The sequence below is a fragment of the Aquisalimonas sp. APHAB1-3 genome, assembly GCF_048323695.1.
Classification (GTDB): domain Bacteria; phylum Pseudomonadota; class Gammaproteobacteria; order Nitrococcales; family Aquisalimonadaceae; genus Aquisalimonas.
In genome coordinates, this window is sequence record NZ_JBLWFT010000009.1 from 85,555 (window position 1) to 109,274 (window position 23,720).

21 protein-coding genes are annotated in these 23,720 nt (G+C 65.7%); 5 read left to right on the forward strand and 16 right to left on the reverse strand.

What is annotated here, in order from left to right; genetic code table 11:
• Positions 1–53: 53 nt before the first annotated feature.
• From ACNSTU_RS13330 to ACNSTU_RS13360, 7 genes are all read right to left on the reverse strand, one after another.
• Positions 54–836, reverse strand: coding sequence for a 3-hydroxybutyrate dehydrogenase (locus ACNSTU_RS13330; protein WP_290634583.1), 783 nt, complete (start codon positions 834–836; stop codon positions 54–56).
• A 50-nt stretch (positions 837–886) separates the two neighbouring features.
• Positions 887–2,212 carry a TRAP transporter large permease gene (locus ACNSTU_RS13335; protein WP_290634585.1) on the reverse strand — a complete coding sequence of 442 codons (1,326 nt, stop codon included), beginning with the start codon at positions 2,210–2,212 and terminating at the stop codon, positions 887–889.
• Positions 2,213–2,215: 3 nt separating this feature from the next.
• Positions 2,216–2,710, reverse strand: a complete 495-nt coding sequence (locus tag ACNSTU_RS13340; RefSeq protein ID WP_290634587.1) for a TRAP transporter small permease subunit — start codon at positions 2,708–2,710, stop codon at positions 2,216–2,218.
• A 124-nt stretch (positions 2,711–2,834) separates the two neighbouring features.
• Complete coding sequence (locus tag ACNSTU_RS13345; RefSeq protein ID WP_290634589.1) at positions 2,835–3,947, reverse strand: hypothetical protein; 1,113 nt, start codon at positions 3,945–3,947, stop codon at positions 2,835–2,837.
• Positions 3,948–4,268: 321 nt separating this feature from the next.
• Entirely contained in the window at positions 4,269–5,681 is a 1,413-nt protein-coding gene (locus tag ACNSTU_RS13350) for a sigma-54 interaction domain-containing protein (RefSeq protein ID WP_290637911.1), read from the reverse strand.
• Positions 5,678–5,902, reverse strand: a complete 225-nt coding sequence (locus tag ACNSTU_RS13355) for a hypothetical protein (protein WP_290637912.1) — start codon at positions 5,900–5,902, stop codon at positions 5,678–5,680. The genes ACNSTU_RS13350 and ACNSTU_RS13355 overlap by 4 nt, the downstream gene beginning before the upstream one ends.
• A gap of 88 nt (positions 5,903–5,990) precedes the next feature.
• The gene (locus tag ACNSTU_RS13360) at positions 5,991–7,475 is read right to left on the reverse strand and encodes an AMP nucleosidase (RefSeq protein WP_290635295.1); all 1,485 of its coding nucleotides are present in this window, start codon (positions 7,473–7,475) and stop codon (positions 5,991–5,993) included.
• Positions 7,476–7,583: 108 nt separating this feature from the next.
• On the opposite strand from ACNSTU_RS13360, the gene ACNSTU_RS13365 reads away from it, so the two are divergent.
• The gene (locus tag ACNSTU_RS13365; RefSeq protein WP_290635297.1) at positions 7,584–8,180 is read left to right on the forward strand and encodes a GNAT family N-acetyltransferase; all 597 of its coding nucleotides are present in this window, start codon (positions 7,584–7,586) and stop codon (positions 8,178–8,180) included.
• Between the two features lie 9 nt (positions 8,181–8,189).
• On the opposite strand, the gene ACNSTU_RS13370 is transcribed toward ACNSTU_RS13365, so the two are convergent.
• Positions 8,190–8,816, reverse strand: coding sequence for a glutathione S-transferase family protein (locus ACNSTU_RS13370; RefSeq protein WP_290635299.1), 627 nt, complete (start codon positions 8,814–8,816; stop codon positions 8,190–8,192).
• A 9-nt stretch (positions 8,817–8,825) separates the two neighbouring features.
• Complete coding sequence (locus ACNSTU_RS13375) at positions 8,826–9,629, reverse strand: SDR family NAD(P)-dependent oxidoreductase (RefSeq protein ID WP_290635301.1); 804 nt, start codon at positions 9,627–9,629, stop codon at positions 8,826–8,828.
• 250 nt (positions 9,630–9,879) lie between these two features.
• Here ACNSTU_RS13375 and ACNSTU_RS13380 point away from each other — a divergent pair, with 250 nt between their 5' ends.
• Positions 9,880–12,540: a LuxR C-terminal-related transcriptional regulator gene (locus ACNSTU_RS13380; protein WP_290637918.1), complete on the forward strand. Its 2,661-nt coding sequence runs from the start codon at positions 9,880–9,882 to the stop codon at positions 12,538–12,540.
• A gap of 33 nt (positions 12,541–12,573) precedes the next feature.
• On the opposite strand, the gene ACNSTU_RS13385 is transcribed toward ACNSTU_RS13380, so the two are convergent.
• The 6 genes from ACNSTU_RS13385 to ACNSTU_RS13410 all read right to left on the reverse strand — a co-directional run bounded on the left by ACNSTU_RS13385 (position 12,574) and on the right by ACNSTU_RS13410 (position 18,730).
• Complete coding sequence (locus ACNSTU_RS13385) at positions 12,574–13,878, reverse strand: TRAP transporter large permease (RefSeq protein WP_290637920.1); 1,305 nt, start codon at positions 13,876–13,878, stop codon at positions 12,574–12,576.
• Complete coding sequence (locus tag ACNSTU_RS13390) at positions 13,871–14,404, reverse strand: TRAP transporter small permease (RefSeq protein ID WP_290635307.1); 534 nt, start codon at positions 14,402–14,404, stop codon at positions 13,871–13,873. The genes ACNSTU_RS13385 and ACNSTU_RS13390 overlap by 8 nt, the downstream gene beginning before the upstream one ends.
• Positions 14,405–14,478: 74 nt before the next feature.
• A complete protein-coding gene (locus tag ACNSTU_RS13395) occupies positions 14,479–15,576 on the reverse strand; it encodes a C4-dicarboxylate TRAP transporter substrate-binding protein (protein ID WP_418212458.1) in 1,098 nt (365 codons plus the stop codon).
• A 46-nt stretch (positions 15,577–15,622) separates the two neighbouring features.
• Positions 15,623–16,792, reverse strand: coding sequence for an acetyl-CoA acetyltransferase (locus ACNSTU_RS13400; RefSeq protein ID WP_418212459.1), 1,170 nt, complete (start codon positions 16,790–16,792; stop codon positions 15,623–15,625).
• A 33-nt stretch (positions 16,793–16,825) separates the two neighbouring features.
• Positions 16,826–18,361: a class I adenylate-forming enzyme family protein gene (locus tag ACNSTU_RS13405; RefSeq protein ID WP_418212460.1), complete on the reverse strand. Its 1,536-nt coding sequence runs from the start codon at positions 18,359–18,361 to the stop codon at positions 16,826–16,828.
• Between the two features lie 156 nt (positions 18,362–18,517).
• Entirely contained in the window at positions 18,518–18,730 is a 213-nt protein-coding gene (locus ACNSTU_RS13410) for a hypothetical protein (RefSeq protein ID WP_290636919.1), read from the reverse strand.
• A 186-nt stretch (positions 18,731–18,916) separates the two neighbouring features.
• Between ACNSTU_RS13410 and dinG the strand changes: the two genes are divergently transcribed.
• From dinG to rnk, 3 genes are all read left to right on the forward strand, one after another.
• A complete protein-coding gene (gene dinG / locus ACNSTU_RS13415; protein ID WP_418212461.1) occupies positions 18,917–21,064 on the forward strand; it encodes an ATP-dependent DNA helicase DinG in 2,148 nt (715 codons plus the stop codon).
• On the forward strand, positions 21,057–21,890 hold the full coding sequence (locus ACNSTU_RS13420; RefSeq protein WP_418212462.1) for an alpha/beta fold hydrolase: 834 nt from the start codon (positions 21,057–21,059) through the stop codon (positions 21,888–21,890). Before dinG ends, ACNSTU_RS13420 begins: the two co-directional genes overlap by 8 nt.
• Positions 21,891–22,220: 330 nt before the next feature.
• A complete protein-coding gene (gene rnk / locus ACNSTU_RS13425) occupies positions 22,221–22,634 on the forward strand; it encodes a nucleoside diphosphate kinase regulator (protein WP_290634894.1) in 414 nt (137 codons plus the stop codon).
• Positions 22,635–22,643: 9 nt separating this feature from the next.
• Here the strand turns inward: rnk and ACNSTU_RS13430 are convergent, their stop codons facing one another.
• Positions 22,644–23,720, reverse strand: a complete 1,077-nt coding sequence (locus ACNSTU_RS13430) for an NAD(P)H-dependent flavin oxidoreductase (RefSeq protein WP_290634896.1) — start codon at positions 23,718–23,720, stop codon at positions 22,644–22,646.

Consider the following 23,720-nt stretch of genomic DNA (forward strand, 5'->3'; position numbering starts at 1 on the left):
CTCCGTCGCTGTTCCTGTCTCGGGCGGCCGGCGCGCGGCGCCCGTTCTGCGTGCTATTGCATATGCCAGCCATGGCTCACCACCACGGACTGCCCCGTGAGGGCGTTGGACGGGAATGCCGCCAGGTGGATCGCCAGCTCGGCGACATCTTCCAGCGTTGTGAACTCCTGGTCCACAGTCTGCTTGAGCATGACGTCGCGCACCACGGACTCTTCCGAGATTCCGAGTTCGCGGGCCTGCTCCGGGATCTGCTTCTCTACCAGGGGCGTGCGCACGAAACCGGGGCAGATGATGTTGCTGCGCACGCCGTGGGCGGCGCCTTCCTTGGCGACCGAGCGGCACAGCCCCGCCAGCGCGTGCTTGGCGGCAACGTAAGGCGCTTTCAGGGGCGACGCCTCCTTGGAGTGGACGGAGCCCATGTAAATCACCGCGCCGCCGCGTCCACTGGCATACATGGACTGCAGCGCCGCCTTCGTCACCAGAAAGGCGCCGTCCAGGTGCACGGATACCACTTTGCGCCAATCGGCGTAGTCGAGCTGGTCGATGGGGTCGATGTGCTGGATGCCGGCATTCGCCACCAGCACGTCCAGGGCACCCCAGCGGTCGCAGACCTCGGTGACGCCGTCATTGACGGCCTGTTCGTCGGTGACGTCCATGGTGACAGCCATGGCCTCGCCACCGTTCGCCGTGATGGCGGCCACGGTCTCGCCGGCCATCTCCGCCGACAGGTCGGCGACGGCAACCCGGGCGCCTTCGTGGCCGTAGGCCTCCGCGATGGCACGGCCGATACCCCGGCCGGCCCCCGTTATCAGGGCCACTCGCTTGTGCATCCGCATTGGAGTCTCCTCCGCGTTGTTATGTTGCGGCGTGTGCCACGCCGGTGGCATCAGCCCAGCAGCAGCTCCGGCAGGCCGGTGATCAGGCCCGGGAACAGCGCGAGAATGATGCACGTGAAGACGATCAGAAGGCAGAACGGGATGACCGCCTTGTACAGGTCCAGTATCTCGACGCCCGGTGGTGCGACACCCTTGAGGTAGAACAGGGCGTAGCCGAACGGCGGCGTGAGGAAGGACGTCTGCAGGATCACCGCGTTCATGACCACGAACCAGAGCAGATCGATATCCATGGCCTGGACCACCGGCAGCATGATCGGGAAGCTCAGCAGTACGATGCCGGTCCAGTCCAGGAACATGCCCAGCAGGAACACCAGGAACAGCATGGTGATCAGGACGCCGATCTCACCGCCCGGTGCCCCCATCATCAACTGCTGCACGAACTCCATGCCGCCGCCACGGGAGAAGACGCCTGTGAACGCCGTGGCGCCGACGATCACGAATGTCACCATGGCAGTGGTCTTGCCTGCCTCGACGAATGTGGCGAAACACGTCTTGATGGACCTGTCACCGAAGGCAAGAAACAGCAGGAAGGCCAGCAGTGCGCCGATGGCGGATGCCTCGGTGGCTGTGGCGAAGCCGGTGAAAAGCGCGCCCAGTACCCCGAGAATCAGCGCCATTGGCGGGATGACGTAGAGGGCCATCAGGCCCAGTAGTCGCGGCGTCGTGTACTGCGAGCGCTCGGCGGGTTCCACTGGCGGCCCCCATTCCGGCTTGAGCCAGCAAGCGACCAGTACGTAGGCCGCGTAGAGCGCGCCGAGGATCAAGCCGGGCACCAGCGCGCCGGCAAACAGCGCACCCACCGACACCGGCGAGTAACTGGCCATGAGCACAAGCATGATGCTCGGCGGAATCAGGATGCCGAGGCTGCCGCTGGCCATGATGACCCCGGAACTCAGAGACTTGTCATAGCCGTACTTGAGCATCGGTGCCAGGGCTATGAGGCCCATGACGGCGATGGAAGCACCGACAATCCCGGTTGTTGCGGCCAGCAGCACGGACACGACGACAACCGTGAGCGCCACGCCGCCGCGCAGGTTGGCCATGAGCAGGCGCATGACTTCAAACATGCGCTCCGTGACACCGGAGTCGTTGAGAAACCGGGCCATGAGTATGAACAGCGGGATGGCGACCAGGACGTAGTTGTCCATGACACGGCCGTAGATGTTGCTGACGATGGTGCCGAACACCTGCGGGCCGGGCCCGAGGTAGGCACCGATCACGGCGGCGCCGCCCAGCACGAAGGGCAGGGGGTGGCCCATGAACAGGCCGATCAGCAGCGCGCCGAACATGATGAGAGTAAGAAGTTCCGGACCCATGAATTATTCCTCCCGCAGCCGCTGGACAGCCTGAAGCACAATGGCGATGGCCTGCAGAAGCAGCAGGACGCCAGTGACCACCATGATCATCTTCACGGGATACACGGGTATGGACACCATGCCCGAGGTGGTCTCGCCGCGGGTCCAGGAGCGCATGGCGTAGCCCCAAGAGTGCTCCAGGTAGATGTAGATGAACGGTGCGAAAAAGATCAGATAGCCGAGGATCTCAAGCACGGCCCGAACCTTCTTCGAGAAAAGGTTGGTGATGACGTCCACTTCCACGTGGGCACGCATGTACAGCGCGTAGGCGCCGAGCAGCATGAAGTGGGCGGCAAAGAGTTGTTTCGTCACTTCGAACGCCCAGTCACTGGGGCGGCCGATGAAAAAGCGCAGGGTGATGTCATAGACCACCACCAGCGCAAGGATCGCAATGATTGGCGCGATGATTCGGCCAAACCACTTATTGAATCCGTCGATGAAGCTGGCAATGAAGTGCATAAGCCACGCTCTCCCGTCATGGTTCGGAAGGGGAAGACGGGGCCGCTCGCGCGACCAGTGCCGTCACGAAGACCCGCGGCTCGGGGCCGCGGGTCTTCGCGCTAGGCAGTCCTTGCCAGTCGTCTTAGAGGCACTCTTCCAGTTCTTCCAGGGACGGCAGGTTGTCCATGGTGCGGCTCATGTTGAACGGCGCGGACAGGTCCCTCCAGACGGCGTAGTCCTTCAGGTAGCTCACCTGAGAGTGGTACACCTTGGCGTGGCGCGGGTTCTCGCAGGCACCGCGGATGATGACCTGGTTGGTGATGTCCTGCACTTCCTCCAGTTCTTCCATGGGCATCTGGCTGATCTCGACGCCTGCATCCAGGAAGTTATTGGTGCCTTCGACGGAGCCGTGCTCGGACCAGGCCAGAGACCAGGCCATGGTGGACTCGGCGGCAACCTTCAGCTTCTCCTGTGTGGTCTCGGACAGGGCGTCCCAGGAGTCCTTGTTGATCATGACGCCGAAGACGCTGGCCGACTGGTGCCAGCCGGGGGTGGCCCAGTAGTCGACGATCTCGCCGAAGCCGACCTTCCAGTCCACACCCGGAATGGAGAACTCGGCGCCGTCCACCACGCCGCGTTCCACGGCCTGGTAGATCTCGTCACCGGCCAGTTCCACCTGGGAGCCGCCCAGTTCTTCCAGCACACGGCCCTGGTCACGCCCGGCAAGCCGCAGACGCATGCCGTCGAGGTCGCTGATGGACTCGATCTTGGTGCGACCCATGAAGCCGGATTCGTTGTTGGTGACGGCGTACGGGAGGTACACCATGTTGTACTCGCCGTAGATCTCCTGGTAGATGTCCCAGCCGCCCCACTTGAAGATCCAGTTCAGGTAATCCACGGCATTGAACATCATGGTGTGGGTGGCGAGCGGGGAGAACGCAGAGTCGGTGCCCGCCCAGTAGCCGGGCCAGTCGCCGGATGCGTCGATGCTGCCGGTCTCGGTGGCATCGAATACTTCGCCGGCCGACATCAGGCTGCCGCCGGAGCGGAAATCGATTTCCAGCTCATCGCCCGCGATTCGGTTGACGGTCTCGGCCCAGCGCTGGTCGATCTTGATCAGATCGATGGAGTCGGACCAGGTCGTGGTCATTGTCCACTGCGCCGGGCTGTCGGCGTGGGCAGTGGTGGCCATGCTGCCAAGGGCAAGGCCGGCGGTGGTGAGGCCTGCAACGGCCAGTCGGGTCACAGCTTTCATGGTATCTCCTCCTGGGGTTTTCGTTCTGGCGAGACGCGCTCGCGGGGCGGCTCCGTGAGACGGCCCGGTGTCTGTCGCACCCTCGCCGTGACGCATCAATGTCGCCCGATGGTTCATGCTTTTCGGGGCAACACGCTGTTATCAAAGCACCAAGCGTGCCAACTCGGGCGGGTCTGGCATAACGTATTGTCCTGGATGGAAAAGGCGAAGCGTTGGGCAGTTTCCGTGAGGGGGGGGGTGGGCTGGTGTGTCTGGTTAATAGGACAGTTTTTGGTGCAGGGTGGCTTGATGTGTCCTGAAATAGAGACACATGTCCTGATGTCAGGACAGTCGCGACAGCTTCTCGTACAGAACGGAGCGGGAAATACCCAGCAGGCGCGCAGCTCGGCTGCGATTGCCGTCCGTGGCGCGCAGGGCGGACTCGATGGCGGCCTGCTCGGCATCCGCCACCGTCTCGGCCAATGGGCGCACCGACGTCGAGCCAGTTGCCGCCGTTGAGCCGGCAGCCCGGCTGACCGGGAGCACCGCATGAATCTCGTGCGCCGACAGGGCGCCCTCGCCTTCATTCATGGTCAGGGCCTGCTCAAGCGTATTGCGCAACTCACGGATGTTTCCGGGCCAGTGATAGCGCTCCAGTACTGCCAGTGCATCGCTGGTGAGTTCGGCGTGGAGCTCGCCGCCCAGGGCGATGTCCTCCAGCAGGGCTTCGCAAAGAATCCCCAGGTCCTGCAGCCGCTCACGCAACGGTGGCACGCGGATCTCAAGCACGTTGAGCCGGTAGTAGAGATCCGACCGGAAGGTGCCGTCGGTCAGCATAGCGCCGATATCGCGGCTGGTGGCGGCGATCACGCGGACGTCCACCTGCTGCACCTGGTTGGATCCCAGCGGCTCCACCTGCTGCTCTTCCAGCACCCGCAGCAGCTTGGCCTGCAGCGCCAGCGGCATGTCCCCGATCTCGTCCAGGAACAGGGTGCCGCCATGGGCCAGCTGAAACTTGCCTTCCCGCGTTCGCTGTCCGGCGCCGGTGTAGGCGCCCGGGGCGACCCCGAAGAACTCTGACTCCAGAAGATTCTCCGGTACTGCCGCCAGGTTGACGCCCACGAACGGACGATCTGCCCGCGCCGAGGCGCTGTGGATGGCCTGGGCGAGGATCTCCTTGCCCGTGCCGGTCTCGCCGAGCAGCAATGTGGGGATGTCGCGTCCTGCCGCCAGCCGGGCGCGGCGTTTCACGTCCAGGGCCGCCGGGCTCGCGCCGACGAAGTCCGACAGGCTGTAGCGCGCTGTCCGGCGCGCCAGGGCTCGCCGCGCAGCGGCCAGATCATCCTGCAGGCGACGGTACTTGGACATCAGCGGTGCCAGGGGCTGAAGGTCGTCATAGACCACGAATGCGAGCGCGCCGACCACGATACCGTCTTCTTCCACCGGCAGCCGCGACACCACGAGCTGCTGGTCCCGGAACTCCATGATGTCCAGTAGCCGTGGTTGTCCGGTACGTACGGTTTCCGGCATACGTGTGGCGGGGATGACTTCCCGGATCGGTCGGCCCACGAGGCGTTCGGGCGCATCGCCGATCAGGCTGGCGTAACTTGAATTGATCCAGGTGATGCGGGCGTCGCGGTCCACGGCGATGGCACCAGCGGTTGCCTCCTCAAGAAGCGGCAGCAGGGTTGTGAGGAGGTGGCGCGGAATACCCATGAAGGGCCCACGGGAATCGCCGGTGCTTCTGGTCGTCATGGGGTCTCCCGGTGATCTTCGGTGGCGAAGATGTCGCCGCCGTCTTCGTCGAGCGGGCGGATAAACGCCTCGTAGAGTGTGGTGGGCCGGCGCGCGACCCTGACGGCGCGCAGGCGGCGTTCCATGGGGGCGCGGCCGACCACGATCGGTGGCGCTTGCCGGGCGTGGACGGCTCCCGTCGGGCCCCGCTGCAGGGTCGACTGCCGTTCGTCTGCTCCCATGCGTCGGCCTTCGTCCGGTTTCAGGGCACCAGCATAGCGAAGCCGGGCCGGCGCATGAACCGTCGCCACGCGCGCTGTCGGTGTTTCCTTAACGGAATGCCACCTCGGCGAAGCTGCGCAGTTTGCGCGAGTGCAGGCGTTCCCGGTCGTAGTGCTTGAGGTTCTCAAGCGCCATCAGGCCCATCTCAAGGTGCTGGTCCACCCGCTGGCGGTAGAGCTCGCTCGCCATGCGCGCGAGCTTGATCTCGCCGTGCATGGGCTTGTCCGACACGCACAGCAGCGTGCCGTAGGGCACCCGGAAGCGGAAGCCGTTGGCGGCGATGGTGGCCGACTCCATGTCCAGCGCCACCGCGCGCGACTGTGACATGCGCTTGAGCGTGGTGGCGTGATCGCCCAGTTCCCAGTTGCGGTTGTCCACGCTGGCCACCGTCCCGGTGCGGATCACGCGCTTGAGCTCGAAGCCGTCAAGGCCGGTGACCTGGCGGGCCGCGTCCTCCAGCGCCACCTGCATCTCCGCCAGTGCGGGCACCGGCACCCACAGGGGCAGCTCTTCGTCCAGCACGTGATCGGCGCGGATGTAGCCGTGGGCGAGTACGTAGTCGCCGAGCTTCTGCGTGTTCCGCAGGCCGGCGCAGTGGCCGAGCATCAGCCAGGCGCTGGGCCGCATCACCGCCACGTGGTCGGTGATGTTGCGCGCGTTGGACGGGCCGGCGCCGATATTGATCATGGTGACCCCGGAGCCGTCCGCCGCGACGCGATGGAATGCCGGCATCTGGAATGCCCGCTCCGGCGGTTCGCCGCTCGGCTGGTTTTCCCCGCGGCGCGTGATGCGGTTGCCCGGCTCCACGAACGCGTCGAAGTCGGCGGTGCCGGCGGCGAGCTGCTCGCGGCAGTGCCGGGCGAAGGCGTCGGTGTAGAACGGGTAGTTGGTGAAGATGACGAAGTTCTGGAAGTGGCACGGATCGGTGCCAGTGTAGTGGTCCAGTCGGTGCAGAGAGTAGTCCACCCGCGCCGCGCGGAACAGCGCCAGCGGCTGCGCCCCTCCCGCCTCGACGCTGTGGGTGCCGTTGACGATGGCGTCGTCCATGGCCGCCAGGTCTGGCGTGTCGAACAGGTCGCGCAGGGGGCGGTCCGGCAGACCGTCGGCGAATCCACCCTGGACGTTGATATCCCGCGGATAGGCGAAATGCAGCGGGATCGGCTCCGCAGACTCGCCCACTTCCAGTGGCTCGCCGTGGTGCTGCAGCAGCAGGGCGCACTGTTCGATCAGGTAATCGCGGAAGAGATCCGGCCGCGTGACGGTTGTCTCGAACACGCCCGGGCCGGCGACGAACCCGTAGGACGAGCGGGAGTCCACCCGGGCATGGGTTGCGGTGGCGATGCGCACCCGCGGGTAGTACGCCCGAACCCGCCCCGGGACAGGGTCACCCTGAGCGCAGCTCTGGAACCAGTCGCGGAGGAATGCGGTGTTGCGGTCGTAGATCTCCTGCAGGTATTCCACGGTTACCACCGGATCGGTGAAGCTGCGCGTGGCGGCTGCCGGTGGCGTCAGAACGTCGCTGTGTATGGCCATGGTTCGCTCCCTGAGTGGTCTGTCGTTCCAGCATAACCAACCTGCGTGCACATGCGCCCCGGGGTGTGTTGGAATCGCTTTCTACACGGGATGACGGGAATGCCGGCAATGGGTGACCTTCGCTTCGAACGACTCTATGGCGCCGGTCTGGGCCGGCGGCTTGACGACATTGCGCGGTTGCGCATGACTGTCTTCCGCGAATGGCCCTATCTCTACGAGGGCGATGAGGAGTATGAACGCCGATTCCTGCAGATTTATGTCGACTCGCCGCGCTCGTTCGCGCTAACCGTGCTGGACGGCGATGCCGTGGTCGGGGTGACTACGGCCATGCCGCTCACGGACGAGGAGCAGGAGATTCAGCAGCCGTTCGTCGACGCGGGGATCGACGTGCAGCGCGTATTCTATTTCGCCGAGTCGGTGCTCCTTCCCGAGTACCGCGGTCACGGCCTTTACCGGCAGTTTTTTCAGGAACGCGAGGCCCTCGCCGGCTCCTTCGGCGATTACGACCGTGTCGCGTTCTGCGCCGTGCAGCGCCCGGACGACCACCCCATGAAGCCCGCCAACCATCAGCCGCTGGACCCGGTGTGGCGGCACTTCGGTTATCAGCCCCGGCCGGAGTTGGTGGCCTACTTCCCCTGGCCCGACATCGGCGAACGGGAAGAGACGCAGAAGCCGCTCCAGTTCTGGCTCAAGCCGCTGGGCTGAGCGACCGCTCTACTGTAGTGGTGGCCGGTGGATGTGGCTCGTGAACGCCGCTCGGGTCTGGTAGCGTTCGTGGAGAGCGGCGAGCAGTGGCTGGGTCGTGGCCGCATCGCCGTTGAGCGTCAGCCAGCGATGGATGAACGCCCCGAGGGCGACGTCAGCGATTGTAATCCGGTCTCCCACCAGAAACGCGCCGGGCCGCAGGGATTGCTCGAGAATCGAGAAGTTCTGGTGCGTCTGTCGCCTCGCGGTCTCGATCGTGTTCGCGTCCCGATCCGCTTCCGGTGTGCGCACCAGGCCGATGAAGTAGGGCAGCATCTGCGGCCACAGCGTGCTGACCTGCCAGTCCATCCATTGATCGATGTATGCCGACTCCGTTGGTGAACGGCCGTAGCATTCCGCTTCGGGATACAGACGGGCCAGGTAGCGGAGTATCGCATTGGATTCCCAGAGCGTAAGCGCCCCGTGCTCAATGACCGGCACGAGACCGTTCGGGTTGCGTGCGACCAGCGCGTCGTGCCGTGCGGCATTCTCCTGGCCGCCCGCCGGCTCGTGGTGCCAGGCCATGCCGAGCTCTTCGGCAAGCCAGAGCACCTTCTGAACGTTGGCCGAGTTGCGGCGTCCCCAGATGGTCAGCATGTGAAACGCCTAGTGGATCTTGCAGGTCAGGCCGCCATCGACCACCAGATTCTGGCCAGTGATGTACTTGGCTTCGTCCGAGGCCAGGAAGACCATGGCGTGGGCCACATCCCACGCATCACCCATGCGGCCGGTGGGGCACTGGGCGTTTCGTTTGTCCACCATCTCCTGCTGACTGCTCGCGGAGTAGCCTTCGTTGAGCCCCTGGTAAATCATTGGGGTGTCCATCAGGCCCGGCAGAATGCAGTTCGCGCGGATGCCCCGGCTGGCGTACTGCAACGCCACGCTCTGACACAGTTGCGCGACAGCGGCTTTGGTGGCGCTGTAACTCACGTAGGGTACGCCGGTGTAACGGATGCCCGCGATGGAGCCGGTGACCAGGATCACGCCCCGACCCTGACGCTCCATCACCGGCAGAACGTGCTTGCACGTCAGGAAAGGGCTGGTGAGGTTGATGTCCAGCGCCCGGTGCCAGGCGCTTTCCTCCAGCTCGACCGGGCCACCCAGCTCGACGATGCCGATATTGTTGTGCATGACGTCGACGCCGCCGTAGGTGCGTACGCATGCATTCACCATCGACTCCACGGCGGCAGAGTCCGTGGCGTCGGCCTGGTGCGCGGTCGCCTCGAGCCCCTCGTTGCGAATGAGGTCCACGGTTTCCTGGACCGCCTCTCCGTTGATATCCACCGCGAAAACTCTGGCGCCTTCCCGCGCGGCCTGCATGGCCGCCGCCTTGCCATTGCCCCAGCCGGCATCAATGGAGCCTGCGCCGATGATCATCACGACGCGATCCTTCAGGCGTTGTCCGCTCATTGTGCATCTCCTCCGATCCTGTGCGGTTCTCATAATTATTTCGTTCACCATACGAAGGGGTCGGGGCAGGTGCACCCCCCTAAAGTGGGGAGCGACTTGCGGTTACCTTGGCGGGCCGGTTTCCGTAAACTGCGGGGATGTGACGGCTCCCCGGGACATGCCGTGACAGCGCCAGCAGCCCGGCTGGAAACGCGCCCGATCCACAGGTGACGTGTGGTTAACGATGGAAAAATGGCAGTCTCCAGTAGAAATGCAGGCACTGGATGTGCCACCGACTGTGCTTCGGCCGCCGCAAAGCGGGGTGGAGCTGATCCCTCGCCCGCAGGTATTCAAGACCATCACCGATCTGCCTCCCGGGTGCATGGTCAAGGTCGTGGCGCCCGCCGGGGCCGGCAAGACGACCGTTCTCAGTCAGGCGTATGAGCACCTGCGTCGGGATGAAGTCGCCGTCGCCTGGCTGTCGGTGACGTCTCTGGCCAATGACTTCCACCGTTTCGTGCTGCAGCTCATCGCGGCCGTGCGCACCGCCAAGCCCGATTTCGCCGCAACGCTGCCGTCGCTGCTCGAGAGTACAACGTCGCGCATGTATCAGGACCTTGCCATGAAACTGGCGCTGGCGTTTGCTCACGGAGTGGACAAGCGCCTGGTCGTGTTCGTGGACGACTACCACTGCATCGATTTGCCGGTCATTCATCAGACGCTGGCGATGCTGCTGGACCATCTGCCACCCGAGGTGTCGCTGGTTGTCGGGTCACGTACCGAGCCCGACTTTCCGTTGGGAGCCATGCGGGCCAGTGGCCGCCTGGTGGAGCTGGGCTGGAACGAACTGCGGTTTTCCCGGGCCGAAGCGGCCGAGCTGTTCCAGTTGCGCGGCTGTGACCTGTCGGCCTCGCAACTGCAGAGTGTCTACGACGAGACGGAGGGGTGGGCCACGGGCCTGCAGCTGGCCAGCCTGGATCTGGGGGCGGATGACGCCATGCGTGCCGGCGATCAGCCGCTCACCCGACAGGCGCACGTCACCGACTACTGGCTCGATGCCGTACTGCGCAGACTGTCACCGGAGCTCCAGGGTTTCCTGCTCCGTACCTCGGTGCTCGACGGTCTGAGTCCGGGGCTTTGTGACGCGATCTGCAACACCGATGACAGCGCCGCCGTGCTGCAGGAGCTGGAGCGGCTGAATCTGTTCACCTTCCGCCTCGACGATGTCCAGGTCTGGTTCCGCTACCATCATCTCTTTCGGGAGTTCCTGTTCACGCGACTGCGGGACCGCCACCCGCAGCAGGTGGAGGCGTTGCACCTGGCCGCCAGCCGGTGGTTCGAGCAGGAGGGGGCGCTGGCCGAGGCCATTGATTTCGCCCTCCGGGCCAATGACCCGAGTCGGGCGGCAGCGTTGCTTATCCCCTATGGGCGGGCGCTGTTCCGTGGCGGACGGTTCAAGGAGCTGCGCCTGAATCTGGAGCAATTGCCGGAAAGTGAACTCACCGCATCGGCGGAGCTGTGCATCCTCAACGGCTGGTCCTGTGCCTATGGTGGCGAATTCGGGAGAGCGCACGCCTGGGCCGAAGCCGGAGCAGACGCCGCCTTGCATGAAGCGAAGCGCGTGGCCTTCGAGGGTGAGATCGCGGTGCTTCTCAGCACGCTGGGCGTCATCCAGAACGATGAACCGAATCGCACCAGCCTTCATCCGCGGCTCATGGAGCAGCTGGAGCACACCGACAGTTCGGTGCAGGCCTTCGCGCACATTGCGCTCGGGTACGCCTATCGTTCGGATGGCCGGCTGGCGGACGCGGGCCACGAAATTGCCGAAGCGATCCGCTTTGCCGAGCGCAACGAGTGCTCGCTGATCAACATGCTTGCCCGCTACAACCACGTGGCGCTGGCGTTGCTGCGGGGCGAGCGTGAGGTCGCCGAGAACAGCGCACGCGGAAGCCTGCAGATTGCCACGGAACGCCACTGGACCGAGGGGATGGGGGCCGCATTCGTGCGCGCGCAGCTCGGTGCCGTTCTGTACGAGGCAAACCGGGTTGACGACGCACTCACCGAACTCGACGCCGCCGTGGCCATCCTGCGTGCGACCGAGGCCTACGGTTTTCTCGGGGTTGCCCTGTTGATGAGGGCTCGAGCACTGTGGGCCGGAGGGCGTATGGATGCGGCCGGCAGTGATCTGCGTGACGCCGGTGAAATCGGTGAGAGTCGCCAGGTGGAACGCGTGCGCTTCAAGAAAGCGCTTTTGGAGGCGCGCATGGCGCTCGCCGACGGGCGAGTGTCCAGAGCGAGGCGTCACCTGGACAGGGCCCGGTTGCTGGTGCGTGAGCCCGGGGCCGGGGAGGCGTGGTCGGAGCACTTCGAGCAACTGAAGCTGGTGGAAGCGCGGGCCGCGGTGGCCAGCCAGGACTGGCATGCCGTCTCGGCAGAGCTTGCCACCATTGCGACCAGCGCCCGCGACGCCGGGCGCTGGTATCACTGGCTGGAGGCGCAGGCGCTGACCGTGGAGGTTTGCCTCGCCCGGGAGGATGCCGCGGCGGACGCGGTGCTCACGGAAGCACTCGCCTTCGCGGCCGAGGAGTCGCTGTGGCGTCCATTCTTCCACGTGGGCCCGCGCTTGCGGGCGCGGGTTGCCCTGCTCGCCAGGAGGGGCGGTGTGCGCGGGGCCGTGGCGCTGGATGCCGCGCTGGACGCTCCGGGGCTTGCCGCCGAGCGGAGCCGCTGTGAACCTTTACATGCCCGGGAAACGCAGATTCTCGCGCTGGTTGCGGAAGGGGTGAAGAACCGTGAGATCGGTGCGCGGTTGTTCATCTCCGAGGAAACGGTGAAATGGTATCTCAAGAGCCTGTACCGCAAGCTCGATGTGGAAAACCGCACTGCCGCCGTTGCCCGGGCTCGGGAACTGGGGTTGATGGCGGAAGCCTGACAGCCTCCCCGGAGGCCCCGGGGAGGCCCGTCATTACATGGTGCTCGGGAGCCAGGTCGTCAGCAGCGGGAAGCTGAACAGGATTGCCAGAGCTGCCAGTTCCATCAGCACGAACCAGCTGGAGCCGTGGAAGACTTTCTCCAGTTTGACGTCATCATCCAGTCCCGCGATGACGTAACAGTTCAGCCCCACCGGTGGCGTAATCAACCCGATCTCGCACATCTTCACGGCCAGAATGCCGAACCAGATCGGGTCGAACCCGAGCGCGACCACGGTCGGGAACATGATCGGCATGGTGATCACGAGCATGGAGAAGGCGTCCAGGAACATCCCCAGGGGCAGGAAGATCAGCAGGAAAAGGAAGATGATCACGAGCCCCGGCACCGGCAGTGTCGCAGCGAACTCCGAGAGCATCTGCGGCAGTTGCACCAGGCTCAGGAACAGGCTGAATATCGCGGCCCCGATGATCGTCATCATGATCATGACGGTGGTGGACAGGGCGTCCTGGCAGGACGTCCAGATGCTGCGGAGCTTCCCGCGGGTTCCGGAGGCAAGCAGCATCAGCAGCGCCGCCAGTGCGCCCACCGCCGCAGCCTCCGTCGGCGTGAATACGCCCGTGTAGATGCCTCCCAGTACGACGACGATCAGCACAAGCAGCGGCCATGCGCCAACTAGGGAGACCAGGCGCTCCTTCCAGGCGGTGCGTTCGGACACCTTGCCCAGTTCCGGCTTGAGTTTGCTCAGCACCCAGATACCGCCCAGGAAGATCACGGTGGAGAGAATTCCGGGGATGACGCCCGCAAGCAGCATGGCGCCTGCAGAAACCTGGTTGATGGCGGCGTAGAACACCAGCAGCACGCTGGGCGGAATCAGAACGCCCAGCACACCGCCTGCGGCGATGGCGCCGGTGGAGAGCCGCTGATCGTAGCCGGCCTTTTTCATCTCCGGGAGGGCAATCGACCCCACGGTCGCCGCGGTGGCGACGCTGGAGCCGGATGTCGCCGAGAAGCCCGCACACGTGAGCACGCTGGACATGGCCAGGCCGCCGGGCCAGTGACCGACCCACTTCCGCGAGATACCGAACAGGGCGCGCCCGACGCCGGCGTGGTGCGCGAAGTTGCCCAGCAGAATGAACAGCGGGATCACGGTCATGAGATAAACCGCGGTCTCCTGGTACGTCAGCGTGCGCAGGGTGGAGTAGATGTAGCCGAACCCCTCCGTGGCGAAGATGCCCACCAGGCCGGAAATGCCCAGGGCCGCGAATACCGGGAATCCGACCGCCATCAGAACGAACAGCAGAGGGATGACAATGATGATTGCGGTGACTGGCTCAAGCATGGGGAATGTCCTGTCGTCCGGTCGGGCGTCTGGTGTTCGTCCGGCCTCCCCTTGCCAAGGCCTCCACGGCGCACTTGAGCATCTGCAGGCTGGCCAGCCAGAGACCGAGCGCGACGATGATCTTGACCCACCAGACCGGCATGCGGACCACGCCCCAGCGGAACTCCCGGTCAAGGGTGGAGTGATACGCCTCCTGGGTGGCCGGAGCGGCGATGATCATCAGCAGGATCGCGGTCGCGATCCAGGCGAACGCCTCCAGGCCGGCACGCGCCCGGGGCGGCAACCGGTCAACAAGGAGGGTCACGCGGATGTGCTTGCGGCCCTGCTGCGCCCAACCCAGGCCGAACATCACGCAGACCACCATGGCCAGCTCGGCCATTTCGAACACACCGGGAATGGAGTTGCCGAGGAGGAATCGTGAGGCCACGTCCGAGCTTGTCCCCACCATCAGGAACAATAGAAAGACGATGGCGATCACGCCCGTCACCCAGGCGAGAAGGGTCTCGAGTCGGTTCAAGAGGTTCACGGCGCACCTTGTTCTTGCGGCAATGAAAGCGCCCCCGGGCCGCGTGGCGTGCACCGGGGGCGGATTGCTCACGATCAGCCTCTGGCCTGATAGATCTCGTAAGGCGTCTTGAGATCGCCCTGGCCGTCGTGCCGGTCGATGGCTTCCCGGACCACATCCTGCATGGCATCACCGTCGATGCCATTGGGCTCGGCAACTTCCGTTTTCCACTGCTCCACCTGATCGGGCTGGACGATGTCCCGGGCCCGTTCCTTCTCCTCTTCGGACCAGGTGGCGAACTCGGCGCCGTCTTCCAGCGCGGTCTCCACGGCTTCTTCCGCAGCGGGCTGGTAGATCTCGGCGAGCTTGCGCTCGTACAGGTCGGCCGCCACCTCGTCGAACAGCGACTGGACCTCTTCCGGCAGATGCTCCCATTCCCGCATGCTCATTACCGTTGCGGCGGGCGCATGAGGGCCGTCACCCATGTCGGTGAAGTGCGGGGCGATCTCGTGGAGCTGATAGCTGACGGCGGTCACGAACTCGAAGCCGGCAGCACCGTCGATGACGCCGCGCTCCAGCGAGGTGTAGACCTCCGGCGCGGCCATGGGCACCGGGGAGCCACCCAGGCGCTCGATGGTGTCATTCATGACGCCGTAGGCGCGGATGCGCTTGCCGCGAAGATCCTCGATGGAGTTGATGGGCTCGCGAGTCACCAGTGGCGCGTGGTACCAGTTCGTCCAGTAGAGCACCTTGGCGCCGTGACGTTCTTCCCACTCCTGGCGGAGGGGGGCGAAGTTTTCGTAGACATCGCGGCATACCAGTTGCATCGCATCGGCCTGCGACATGCGGTAATACCACTCCAGGCCTCGTGTTGCCGGCATGGAAGCTTCGTAGTAGCCCGGCGAGATCAGGGACATCTGGCTGCGGTTATCGCGCACTGCCGGCAGGTGGTCGCCCACGCCGTGCAGAGACGCCGACCAGTACTGGCTGAAGTCGATGGCGCCTTCGGAGCGGCGTTTGATCTCCTCCATGAACCAGGTATCGAGCTGCGAGGGGATGGCCTGCTGCGAGATGTAGGATGCCCAGCGCATGTCTCGGTCGTTGCCAGCGAGCAGGGACAGCGGCACACTGCTGAGGGCAATGGCCCCGCCGACAGACGCGCCGGACAGTTTCAGAAAGTGTCGTCTTTGCATGGTCGTACTCCTCCAGTCGGTCTCTTTATGGTCGTATTGCAGGGTGCTAGCGGGCGCGCTCCAGAACGCTGGCGTAGTTCGCGACGGCAACGCCTCCCATGTTGAACACGGCCCCCAGCTGCGGCGATGCCACCTGCATGTCGCCCGCTTCCCCGGTGAGCTGTTTTGCGGCCATCACGTGCATGGAGACGCCGGTTGCGCCCACGGGGTGGCCTTTGGCTTTCAGCCCGCCGGACGGGTTGACGGGCAATCGTCCGTCAACCGTCACCCAGTCTTCCTCGATGGCGCGGCGGCCTTCACCCTTCGGCGTGAGGCCGATAGCCTCGTAGATCATCAGCTCCGCGATGGTGAAACAGTCATGGACCTCGGCGAACGACAGGTCATCCAGGCCGACGCCAGCGTGCTGCATGGCCTGACGCCAGGCATGGGCCGCGCCTTCCAGCTCCGTGAGATCGCGCCGGGCCATGGGCATGAACTCCGTGGCCTGTACGCGGGACCGGAAACCAACCGCCCGCCGGGCATTGGCCAGGCCCGATGCGTCGGAGAGCACCACGGCCGCCGCGCCGTCAGAGACTGGTGAGCAATCCGTGCGGCGCAGGGGAGCAGCCACCACCGGGTTCTTGGCGGACTCCGTGTTGCAGAAATCGAACCCGAAGTCGTTCTGAAGGTGGGCGTAGGGATTGCGCGCGCCGTTGTGATGGTTCTTGGCGGCGATCCTTGCAAGCACGTCGCTTTGATCACCGTAGGCGTCAAAGTACGCCTGGGCGATGCGCGCGAAGACTCCGGCGAAGCCCAGGCTGGTCTCCACCAGATCGCTGCGGCGATAGCTGGCGCCAAGCAGGCTGTCTGCAACCTGCGCCGCCCCGGCGTCGGTCATTTTCTCGACGCCCACGACCAGAACGCGACGGGCGGCGCCGCTGGCGAGGTGGTTCAGCCCTTGATGCAGGGCGGCGGAACCGCTGGCACAGGCATTCTCGACCCGGGTGGCCGGCTTGAAGCGCAGCCGCTCGTCCACCTGCAGCACCAGCGGCGCGCAGAAGTCCTGGGGGCTCATTCCGCTGTTGAAGTGGCCGAGGTAGATGGCGTCGATCTCGGCCGCGTCAACTCCGGCATCCTCCAGCGCCTCGCCGGCTGCCTGGGTAATCAGTGACTCGATATCGCAATCGGTGTGCTTTCCGAACCGGGTATGCCCCCAACCGATCATGTAGTGGTCCATGGTGACCTCCTGGTGTGGTTTGCGCCGCGCGCGTTAGTCGGCCCCGGTCTGCAGCCGTTCGCGCAGGGTGTTCTTGACGATCTTGCCGTAGGCGTTCTTCGGAAGATCGTCCACGAAGACGTACTCCTTGGGGCGCTTGAAGCGCGCGATCTTCTCCAGGCACACCCGGTCGAGGTCGGCTGGTGTCACTTCTTCGCCTTCGGTGGCGACCACGAAGGCGACCACCACCTCGCCCCACTCAGGATCCGGGCGGCCGATCACTGACACCTCGAATACCCCGGGGTGGGTCAGCAGCACGTCTTCGACTTCCTTGGTGTAGATGTTGGTGCCGCCGCTGATGATCACGTCCTTGGAGCGGTCCTTCAGATACAGCAGGCCGTATTCGTCCATGCACCCGCGGTCGCCCGTGTACAGCCAGTCATTGACGATGGCCTCCCGTGTGGCCTCAGGGTTCTGCCAGTAGCCGCTCATCACCGTATCGCCGCGCACGATGATTTCGCCGACCTCGTTGGCCGGTAGTGTCTCGCCGTCGTCGCCGACGACGCGCACGTCCACCACGGCGTTGGGCATGCCGACGGATGCAAGCTGATGTTCATGCTCGGGCGTGTTGCAGCGGGCGTGGAGAGCCCGTGACTTCGCAGTGATCGTCATGGGCGTCTCGCCCTGACCATAGATCTCGACCAGCCGGTTACCGAACACGTCCAGAGCGTCACGCAGGTCGGCCAGGTACATGGGGCCCCCGCCGTAGATGATGTTGCGCAACTCGGTGGTGTCCGCGCGCCGTTCCCGGACTTTCTGGGTGAGCCGCTTGACCATCGTTGGCGCGGCAAAGAAGGACACGCTGCGGTGTGTGCTCAGGAGGTCACAGATCTCGTCCGCGTCGAACCCGCCGCTTTCCGGGATGATCTGCAGAGCGGCGGCGGAGACGTGGGGCAGCACGTAAAGCCCGGACCCATGCGACAGAGGGGCTGCGTGGAGGATGCTGTCACCGGGGGCTACGGACTCGACGTCCATGAAGTAGCCGTAGTTCATGGTGATGAGATTGCGATGCGTGAGCATGGCCCCCTTGGGCGTACCCGTGGTGCCGCTGGTGTAGAACAGCCAGGCGGCATCGTCGGAGGCGAGGTCCGCGACCGGGATCGGTGTCGTATTGAACCAGTCCGCGAATGTCGCCGTGCCCGTATCAATGACCTGCTCCAGCGTGGCAACATCATCGGCGATGTGATGGACCGTCGCAGCCAGCCCCGGAGTCGTGAAGCAGATGCGGGCGCCGCTGTGCCCGAGGATATACTTCAGCTCCTCGGCTGACAGCTTGGCGTTCACCGGAACGACGGTGATGCCGGCGTGCCAGGCGGCGAAGAGGATCTCGAGATACTCCGGGCTGTTCTTCATGAACAGCGCGATACGGTCCCCCTGCACGAGCTCCGCGTGCGAGCGAAGCGCGCCCGCAAGGGCGGCGCACCGCCGCGAGAATGCCCCGTAGTCGTGCAGGATCCGTTCACCGTGAGCAATGGCGGGCTGCGTCGGAAACGTCCGGCCCGCGCGCTCCAGTAGCGACGCAAGGTTCAAACCACTCCCCTCCAGAGTTCTGACGTGCAAGCCTTTCCGGCTTTCGGTATGGACTCAGGCTAGAGGGGGAGGGTGAGATGACGCACCCCCCGAAAGGGGGGACAATCGAAATCCGGGCAGGCATGCTCTGCGCAGGGGAGCGTCGAGCATGCGTGATCACCCGCGCAGGACGCGGGATTCCTTCTGGAACTGTCTCGCTTCCCGCAGGAGTCGTTCTTCCAGGGTTTCCAGCTCCCGGGGATCGTTGTGGTCGGTCCCTTGCGCCTCGCGCCGCTCCAGTTCGCCGTCGATGCGTTCGAGCAGCGTGCGCAGGGCGTCATCGGGCCAGGCTTCTCGGTCGGAGAACCGATGGGGTGTCGGCTTCGGCATGCAGTCCTCTGGATTCGGGTTGCGACAATACGGGGTGCATGACGCTGGGGGTGCCGCACGCAGCGCCACGATCAGTTTATGGGTACAGTCCCTGACCGTTTCAAGGACATTCAGTTCCGAATGGTACCGGGACAGGGGGCGACATGCAGGAGAGTCGAGACAGCGATGGATGGGGATGACAGTAACATGGCGGCGGTTGAGCCCGAGTCAGGTATCGCGCCGCTGAGCGATGCCGAGCGCGACGTGATGCGCAGAATGCTTGATGACGTGCGCAACCATACCGACGGGTTTCGCTCGCGTCGGGCGCAGCTGCAGATGATCGCCGACGTGGCCCGCATCCTCACGGGAGACGCCGCGGCGGAGCCCATCGGGCTGATCGAAGCGCAGACCGGCACCGGCAAATCCCTGGCCTACCTGATCCCGGCCATCGCCCTGGCGCTTCACAGGAAGCGCAAGGTGGTGGTGTCCACGCGCACCGTGGCGTTGCAGCAGCAGCTGGTGGATCGCGATCTGCCCGCGCTGGTGGAGGCCGCCGGGCTGGACATCACTTTTCGTATCGCCAAGGGCCGGGCCCGCTACGCCTGCCCCTACCGCATGGAGCAGTACCTGGGCGACCTCGCCCAGGGCACGCTGTTCGAGAATGATGACAACGCCGCGGCTGGGGACGAGGCCGAATCGCTGGCTGGAGTCTCGGCGGTGATCCAGTCCATGGATGACGCGCTGCGGGCGGAGACGTGGAGCGGCGACCTGGACCACTGGCCGGAGCGCATCGATGCGGCCGTGAACAGCCGGATTACCGTGGATCAGCACCGCTGTCTCGGCAGCAAGTGTCCGAAGTTCAGTGCCTGCCCCTACTTCACCGAGCGCAACCGCGTGCGCGACGCCACGGTGGTGGTCGCCAACCACAGCCTGGTGCTGAGCGACGTCTCTCTGGGGGGTGGCACTCTGCTGCCGCCTCTGGAGGACACGTTCCACATCGTCGACGAAGGCCACAATTTCGCCGAGGTGGCCACCGGCCACAACAGCTTCGATCTGGACGGCAAGGCTGCTCGGGAGATGCTCAGCGGGCTGTCGCGGGATGCCCGCGACGTGGCCGAGTCCGCCATGCCGGGCAACCGTGTCGAGCCCACCGCCCGCAAGCTCGCCGAGACCGGAGGCGAGGCGCACGCGGCCCTGCGCGACTTTGCCCACGCGGTGGATCGCCACCTGCGGGACCGCGGTGAACGCCGCGGCGACGGCGCCCTTTACTGGCTGCTGGACGGGGAAGCCCTGCCAGACGACATTACCACCACGGCTGACCAGCTCGCCGCCACCGCCCAGGCGCTGACGGGGGCGGTGGAGACATTGCAGGCGGGCGCCCAGTCCCGGATCAGCAGCGGCGAGCTGTCACCGGCGCAGGGAACACAGCTGCAGGAGCGCATCGGTGCGCTGCTGACCCAGCTCGAGGGCATTCAGGGTGTTGCCCGGGCCTACGCCCTGCCGGATCCGGCCGATGCGCCGCCAGTGGCGCGCTGGGCCACGCTCGGCAGCGATGGTGTCAACGCCTACGCCTGTCCCACATCCGCGGCGGCCTGGCTGCGCGGCCAGTTCTGGTCGAAGGTGGCGGGGGCGGTGGTGACGTCCGCAACGCTCGCCGCCGGCGACGACTTCACCCGCACCCGCATCAGTCTCGGGCTGCCCCGTGAGGCGTTCGAGCGGCAGCTGCCATCGCCGTTCGATTTCCAGCGCATCAGCCGTCTGAACATCGTGCGCCTGGCCGCCAGCGCCGCACAGCGTGATGCCCACACCGAGGCCGTGATCCAGGAGCTGCCGCATTGCGTGGCGCTGGACGAGGGGACGCTGGTGCTGTTCACCGCGCGCCGGCAGATGGAGCGCACCGCCGAGGCCCTGCGTGAGACCTGGGGCGACGCCCTCATCTGCCAGGGCGATGCCTCCCATCATGAGGTGCTGCGTCGCCACCGGGCGCGCATCGAGGCGGGTGAGGGGTCCGTCCTGTTCGGTCTGGCCTCGTTTGCCGAAGGGGTGGATCTGCCCGGGGCACAATGCCGGCACGTGGTGATCACCAAGTTGCCGTTTGCCGTTCCCGACGGCCCGGTGGACAAGACCTATTCCGACTGGCTCGAGAAGCGCGGCCGCAACCCGTTCATGGAAGTGGCCATCCCCAATACCGCGATCAAGCTCAAGCAGCAGTGCGGCCGGCTTATTCGCAACGAGGACGACTACGGAGCCGTGACCCTCATGGACGAGCGCGTTCTCACCAAGCGCTACGGCTCGCTGCTGCTCGCCGGGTTGCCGTTCCCGCGGCAGGTGGAAACCGGAGGCGGCAATGGCTGACACGACGATGGATGGCAGCGCCCTGGTTGACGAGACTTGGGTTCATACACCGCGCGGGCGGCTGTTCGTGAAGACCTGGGACGGTGCTCCCTCTGGAGGCCGTGGGCGGGCCCCGATGGTTCTCCTCCACGATTCACTGGGTTGTGTCGATCTCTGGCGGGACTTCCCGGAGCGCCTGGCCCGGGCTGCCGGGCGGTGTGTTGTCGCCTACGATCGGCTGGGGTTCGGGCGCTCCGACACCTACCCGGGCGCGCTTGGCCCCGGCTTCGTCGATGAGGAGGCCACGGGGGGCTTTGCAGCCGTGCGTGACCACCTCGAGATCGGCGATTTCCTGGTGTTCGGCCACAGCGTCGGTGGCGGGATGGCGACCGTCTGCGCCGCCACGTATCCGCGACAGTGTCGGGCGTTGATCACGCAATCCGCGCAGGCGTTCGTGGAGGAGCGCACCCTGGCCGGGATCCGCGAGGCGCAGCGCATGTTTGCCGGGGAGGGGCAGATCGACCGCCTGCGCAGGTATCACGGAGACAAGGCCGAGTGGGTCCTGGACGCCTGGGTGAGCACCTGGCTGTCCGAGGCGTTCCGGCACTGGACCCTGGACGACGCGCTCCGCGGCGTGTACTGCCCCGTGCTCGCCATTCACGGCGAGCATGACGAGTACGGCTCCGTGCGCCACCCCGAGCGCATCGCTTCGGGCACGGCAGGCCCTGCCGCCACGCACATTCTGTCGGAGTGTGGCCACGTGCCCCACCGTGAACAGCCGGAAGCGGTGCTGGCCGCCGTGGAGTCGTTTCTGGCGGAGCACGCCCTGACCAGCGCCGCTCAATGACCCCGGAGGACGGATGCTCTACTACCTGGATCTTGCCGGTGTCGCGGTTTTCGCGGCGAGCGGGGTGCTCGCCGCCCGTGATCGTGCTTCGCGTGATCGCCAGCCGCTGGGGCCTGAACCTGCCATCCCTGCCGCACCGGCGACGCGGCTAGCGAGCCCGCGGGCAGCAATGGTGGGTGCCCGGGTCTGGCGGACGTTCCCAACCCGCGTGACTCTGATAAGCTCTCGGGTGGGGACGCGTAATCAATCCATGTCTGAAACCGGGAGGGCACGCCACATCGGCGTGTCGTCGCTATTCGCGTTCACGGACACCGTTTATTCGAGGAAGTCATGTCGACGCAACCACCGATCATCATTTCAGAAACCGACCTCGACCGCCTTGAGCGCCTGCTGGAGACGGCCGCGCGCGACAAGGCGCCGGGCGTCGCGGAACTGGAGCGGGAGCTTGAGCGCGCCGATGTGGTGGCGCCGCAGGACGTGCCCCCGACGGTGGTGACGATGAACTCCACGGTGCGGTTCCGGGAGGTGGTGTCATCGGAGGCCTTCGAGCTGACGCTGGTGTATCCGAAGGACGTCGCTTCCGATGGCTCGACGATCTCCATACTCGCGCCCGTGGGCAGCGCACTTCTCGGGCTCGCCGAGGGCAACGAAATCGAATGGCCAAAGCCCGGCGGCGGGACACTGCGCGTTCGTATTGAAGAGGTGGTCTACCAGCCGGAGCGCGCGGGTGAGTACCACCGCTGAGTGACCGCGTCAGCCGCCGAGGCGGCCCATTGCGTCCCGCCACAATGCCGCGGTCCGGTCCGCTGCCGGCTCCGTGGTCGCCATGGCGGCTGCCTGCCCCGCCCATGCCTGCATGCGGTGGACGTCATTGGCGTCCGCACCGGCCTGTTTCATGGGGCCGGTGAGGTGGCGCTGGATCGGGTAGGGCGGTGGGGATGGCGCCTCGGTTGATGCCATGGCCCGTGCGAAATCGGTGGCAATGGCGCGGGCGGCACGTCCGGTGAATGCGCGCGTGAGCATGGTGTCCTCGGGTTCCAGCCCGTGGAGGGCGTCGGCCCAGCTGGCGTGGGTGGCGGCTTCGGGGCAGCGCAGAAAGCCGGTCCCGATGACCACCGCGCTGGCCCCCAGGGTCAGTGCCGCGGCGATGCCCCGGCCGTCGCCAATGCCGCCGGCCGCGATGACCGGGATGTCCAGATGGTCCGCCAGGCGCGGGACCAGCGCAAACAGCCCGACCGTCTGACGCTCCCCTGCAGCCGGGTCGAAGGCGCCGCGGTGCCCGCCGGCTTCCGCTCCCTGGGCGATCACGGCGTCCGCACCGGCCGCCTGCGCTTCCTGTGCCTCCCTCAGCGTGGTCGCGGTCGCGAACCAGCGAATGTCGAGCTCTTTGCAGCGCCGCACGAACGCGGGCGGGAAGACGCCCATGATGGATGACACCACCGTGGGGCGGGCCTGGAGCAGTGCCTCGCACTGGGCATCGAAATCGGGCAGGGGCGTATCCGCGGCGGAGGCCGGGACCTCCGGCCCCCAGTCGGCGAGGAACGCCCGCATCCGCGCCTCGGCATCGGCATCCCGTTGCGGGGGCGCGTCGGGAATCCACAGGTTGAGCTGGAACGGCCCGTCGCTGCCGGCGCGGAAGCTGTCTGCCCATGACTGGATGCCGTCCGGCGACGAAACCAGCGCACCCATGGCCCCCATGCCGCCGCCGTTGGCCACGGCGATGGAGAGGTTGACGGGGCAGGCACCGGCCATGGGTGCAAGCAGGATCGGCGCCTTCAGGCCGTAGGTGTCACAGAAGCGTTCTGCGCGCTGGATCGGGGATGTGTTCAT